Here is a 5187-nt window from a genome sequence, read left to right as displayed (position 1 = left end):
TGTTGTCGAGAAGCCAGCGGCTGTTGAAGTATTCCGCGCCGCCCAGCTTTCCGGTCAGGTTAAAACTGTCCATCCCACCTTCGACGTTGATTTTCACCGGCATCGCTTTGCCTGCCTGCTTGTCCACCGGCGGCGGTAAGTGACTGCTTACATTTTTCAGGTCACCGGTGATATCGACGGTATACTTCGAGCCGCCCTTGTAAGGAATTTCGATGCCGACTTTCCCTTCCCAGGGCACGCTGCCGCTCAACGCCTCGTCGATCGCCTTCGGCAATAAACCGGTGCGGGTTGGCTGCCAGTTGGCATCCAGATTGACGTTAACGNCGTTCACAAAGCTGAATCGCCCGCTGAGGTTTTTCAGCGTGCTGTTCAGCGGCTTGATGAACAGGCTGTTATTTTGCAACTGCACGTTGCCTTTGGCGGTGGTCATTTCACCGTCGAGCGGGATGTCGAGATTCAGGCGGGCGTTAACATCGCCATCCAGTTGCAGTTCGTCAAGCGTAGCAGCGAGCGTGTCTTTCAGCGGCGTCTCTTTAAAGTACGGACCGACCGCTTTCCCCGGACCATGAATATCAGCATCAATTAATAATTTCTCTTTCGAGTAGTCCGGGATGGCCGCGTTGAGGTTATTGGCCGTCACGCCGCCCAGCTTCACGTCATCGGCCTTCATCCACAGGCCGTCGTTGAGGAAGTTGAGGTCAATATTCAGATTCGTCAGCGCAGGCCAGTCAGGCTGGAAAGCGAAGGTCGCGTTATGCAACGGCACCCAGACCTGGAACTGGCCTTCGTTATGCTTGTAGGGGAACAGATGCGGGTTGCCGCTGTAGACCAGCGTCGCGTCATCGGCCTGGCCGCCTTTGATAGCACCGCTGAGGTAGTCCACCAACGCTTTGCCCATCAGGTTTTCCGGAAAATAGCGCCACGCCTGGCCGCCATCGTCGGTGCTGATCCCGGCGAGAATACCTAACCACGGCGCATCGCCTTCCGGCTGGAGATAGCGGAAACCGCCATGCGCGCGAACCGCTTTCGCCTGTACATCGATGTCACGGCCATCGAGCATAAAGCCCTTTTCATTCCTCACCCAACGGAGATTCGCTATCCCTTTTTCGATCTCCAGCGGCGCGCGGAAAACCGTTTCGTACGGCATGACCGCCTGCTGCATCGAGGCGGTCAGCGCGCCGTCCTCGACGCTGCCGTCAATCCTGCCGGAAAAATGTTCTGCGCCCGGCAGCAGCTTCCACTGTTTCCAGGCGAGATTATTCCACGCTGCCTGGAAACGCGTTTTTTCGGTTTGCTGTAAGGGAATATCAACCGCCAGCGTATCGACCGTGCCGGTCGGCTGGGTGGTTTGCCACATTTCGCCCAGCGCCGGGGAGAGTTTTGCGGCGATCGGCAGCAGGCCTTTCAGACTGCCGAGATCCAGATTGGTGGCGCGAAGGCGCAGTTCATCGCTGCGCACGCCGGACGCGCCGCCCACTTCCTGTGCCGGGATCCAGGCCATCGCCAGCGCACCGGTTGGCCAGCGGGTGCCGTCGATAGCAATCCGGGTATCGGGAATGCGCATCGCCCAGCCTTCCCGCTCGCGGGTCAGGTGTGCCGTGAGGTTGTCGACGTCAAGGCGGTGCGTTTGCTGATCGCCCTGCCAGCTCGCGCCGCCCTGCTTCAGCCACAGATCGCCGCTTTCGACTTCGCCTTTGTTTAGCGACATCCAGCCTTCAAGACTGAACCGTGCGGATTCCAGCGCGATGTTGTCCTGCATCCAGCGGCCAAGCCAAGGTTTCACGTCGATGTCATCGGCCTGAAGCCAGACGCGACCTTTGTTCAGGATGCCGTTTTCGTCACGCAGATCCATGCGGACCTGCATCACGCCGTGCTGCCCCGTCAGGCTGGAGAGGCTCAGCTCGCCCTCGGCACGGTGGCGGTTGTCGCCGTTAAGCCAGGTCAGTTGCGGCACCGTCAGCTCCGCCCGCTGGCCGGATAAGGTCAGGAAGCTCAACTGGCTGTCGCGCAGGGTAAAGTGGTCAAACTGACGCAGGAAGAGATCGCTGATGCGATCGGTCTGAATGCTGTCGCTGCCGTCGTTGCTTTGCAGCGGCGTGTTGGTGTGAACGCGTAGCTGCCAGAAGGTGAGATCGCGGAACTGCCAGCGCATGTGCAGCAGGCTTTGCCACACATCCAGCGCCAGCGTGACGCGTTTTACCGAGAGTTCGCCGCCGTCGTTCAGGCTGGCGTTGATATCACGAACATCGAGCGTCGGGCCAAAATTCTCCCAACTGGCGGTGACGGCGGACGCGTCAACAGGAACGCCGGTCGAGGCGCTGATTTTTTCCAGCAATTGCGGGCGCCATGTGTTCAGCTGTGGCAAGACGAGACGCAGGCCACTCACCAGCAGCGCGACAATGACAATCAGAGCTGCCACGGTGAGCAGTAAAATCCCCGGCAAACGCCTCACGCCTCTCTCCTTGTCAGCGCCTTACACCTCATCCATTCACCCGCCTCTTCAAATGATTCGTGTAAAGCAGTGTTCGTATTACATCATGACCACATCAAACTGCTCCTGATTATAGAGCGGTTCAATCTGCACTTTGACCTGCTTACCGACGAAGATTTCCACTTCCGCCAGCGCATGCGACTCTTCCCCTTTCAGGGCTTCAGCCACTGCGGGCGACGCATAGACCAGGAAACGATCGGACTCATAGGCGTGATGCACGCGCACAATCTCGCGCATAATTTCGTAGCACACGGTCTCGACCGTTTTTACCGTTCCCCGGCCATGACAGGTAGGACACTCATTACACAGCACATGTTCCACACTTTCTCGCGTCCGTTTTCGGGTCATTTCCACCAGGCCAAGCTGGGAGAAACCGTTGATGCTGGTTTTCACGCGATCTTTGCTTAACGCCTGTTCCAGCGAGTGCAGCACGCGGCGGCGGTGATCGTCATTACTCATGTCGATAAAGTCGATGATGATAATGCCGCCAAGATTGCGCAGACGCAGCTGGCGCGCGATCGCCTGGGTCGCTTCGATGTTGGTGTTGAAAATGGTGTCGTCGAGATTACGGTGACCAACAAACGCGCCGGTATTGATGTCGATGGTGGTCATCGCTTCGGTCTGGTCGATGATCAGATAGCCGCCGGATTTCAGCTCGACTTTGCGCTCCAGCGCGCGCTGAATTTCATTTTCGACGTCAAAGAGATCGAAAATCGGCTGACGGCCGCTGTAGTGTTCCAGCTTGCTGGTCATTTCCGGGATATATTCGGCGGTAAATTCCAGCAGCGCTTCAAACGTCAGGCGGGAATCCACCCGAATGCGGTCAAGATGCGCATCGGCGAAATCACGCAGCACGCGCTGCGCCAGCGCCAGTTCACCGTACAACTGATGGCGCGTCTGCTGGCGCTTTCTGCGCTCCATCACTTTCGTCCATACGCGCTTGAGGTAGGCCGCGTCCGAGGAGAGATCCTCTTCCGAAATCCCTTCCGCCGCCGTACGAATGATGAATCCGCCCTGCTCGTCGCAGTAGTCAGTGACGATTTTTTTCAGGCGCTCACGTTCCGCTTCACTTTCAATGCGTTGCGATACGCCGACATGCGCGGCACCGGGCATAAACACCAGGTAACGTGACGGTAAGGTGATGTCGGTGGTCAGACGCGCGCCTTTGGTGCCCAGCGGATCTTTCACCACCTGCACCATGAGATCCTGCCCCTGACGCACCAGCTCGGAGATATCGCGGACGGTGAATTGCTTTTGCTCTTCCCCCGCCACGCATTCCGTGTGCGGCATGATATCCGAGGCGTGCAGAAACGCCGCCTTGTCCAGACCAATATCTACAAAAGCCGCCTGCATACCAGGCAGGACACGACTGACCCGACCTTTGTAGATATTGCCTACGATCCCGCGCCGTGCTTCGCGCTCAATATGGATTTCCTGCAAAATACCGCCATCAATGTACGCCACGCGCGTTTCCGATGGGGTTACGTTCACTAATAATTCAGCCGTCATGATGATCCCTTTTCTCACGTAGTGAGTTAAAATTACTCAGCAACTCATACGTTTCCACCAGCGGTAAGCCGACCACGGCGTGATAGCTGCCATTTATCTTCCTGACAAAACAGCCACCCAGCCCCTGAATACCGTATGCACCTGCTTTATCTAAAGGTTCACCGCTGGCCACGTAGTCAGCGATGTCCCGCTCTGAAAGCACTCTGAACGTCACGTCCGTCACCACCAGACAATCCAGCATGTGCTGACGGTCCGCCAGCGCCACCGCCGTCATCACCTGATGTGTCTTACCGGAGAGCATACGCAGCATCGCGGCGGCGTGTTCGCCATCGCGAGGTTTTTCAAGCACTTCACCATTGAGAATAACAATAGTATCCGCCCCCAGTACCGGCAAATCTGCCGCCGTCAGCGCGATGCCCGCCTGCGCTTTTTCACGCGCCAGGCGCGACACATACTGCTGTGCGCTTTCCTGTGGGCGACGCTGTTCTTCAATCCCGGGAACGACTTTTTCAAAAGTAATGCCGAGTTGGGTGAGTAACTCCTGACGACGCGGGGAGCCAGATGCAAGATAAAGAGCTGTCATAAGAACCTTATTGCACTGCGTATTGCTGGCGGATTTTCCGCATCAGCAGGAAAATCCACGGCCAGAGCACTCCGTTAACTACACTACTCCAGAACACTTCCGGTCGGAAAGAGACGTCGATCACTAAAAACTCAGCCCAGAAAACAATGATATCCACCGCCAGCGACAGCAATATCACCACCAGCGCCTGCTGCCAGAGCGCCAGGTTGCGGAAGAGCTGGTATTTCAGTGCAACGAGATAAGCAACAATACTTAAAGACAGCGCGCGAACGCCCAGTGTAGAGCCGCTAATGAGATCCAGTATGGCACCGACAACAAAACCGGTGCCGACATTTACGCGATGCGGTAACGCCAGAATCCAATAGAGCAGAATCAACAGCACCCAGTTTGGCCGGAAGAGACTGATCTCATCCGGCCAGGGCATAATTTGCAGCAACAGTGCGATAAAAAACGAGAGCCAGATAACCCAGCGTCCCTGGCTACGGTAATTTGCCACTACTGCCCTCCCGTCGGGAGCGGTTGCGCAGGCTGTGGCTGCGCGGTCGGCGGCTGTGCCAGACCGGTCGCCGGTGCCGGAATCGGCGCAGGTGGGCCCATCGCGTCC

4 protein-coding genes are annotated in these 5187 nt (G+C 57.3%); all 4 read right to left on the bottom strand.

The window, feature by feature from the left end:
* On the bottom strand, nt 1–2452 hold a 2452-nt coding region (locus GM30_RS01020; protein WP_072093989.1), incomplete at its 3' end, for a YhdP family protein.
* Nucleotides 2453–2530: 78 nt separating this feature from the next.
* Nucleotides 2531–4000, bottom strand: a complete 1470-nt coding sequence (gene rng / locus GM30_RS01015) for a ribonuclease G (RefSeq protein ID WP_049847136.1) — start codon at nt 3998–4000, stop codon at nt 2531–2533.
* Nucleotides 3990–4583 (bottom strand): Maf family protein, encoded by a 594-nt coding sequence (locus GM30_RS01010; protein ID WP_049847135.1) that lies wholly within the window; start codon nt 4581–4583, stop codon nt 3990–3992. Before GM30_RS01010 ends, rng begins: the two co-directional genes overlap by 11 nt.
* Nucleotides 4584–4590: 7 nt before the next feature.
* Nucleotides 4591–5079, bottom strand: coding sequence for a rod shape-determining protein MreD (mreD, locus tag GM30_RS01005; RefSeq protein WP_049847134.1), 489 nt, complete (start codon nt 5077–5079; stop codon nt 4591–4593).
* Nucleotides 5080–5187: the final 108 nt, after the last annotated feature.

Source organism: Trabulsiella odontotermitis (assembly GCF_001188485.1).
Classification (GTDB): Bacteria; Pseudomonadota; Gammaproteobacteria; order Enterobacterales; family Enterobacteriaceae; genus Trabulsiella; species Trabulsiella odontotermitis_A.
Note: the sequence above shows the minus strand (reverse complement) of the source record. Positions and strands in the feature narration are given on the sequence as shown.

Excerpts from the sequence above, each read along its gene's own strand:
- rng (WP_049847136.1), bottom strand. The coding sequence starts at position 4,000 with ATGACGGCTGAATTATTAGTGAACGTAACCCCATCGGAAACGCGCGTG.
- GM30_RS01010 (WP_049847135.1), bottom strand. The coding sequence starts at position 4,583 with ATGACAGCTCTTTATCTTGCATCTGGCTCCCCGCGTCGTCAGGAGTTA.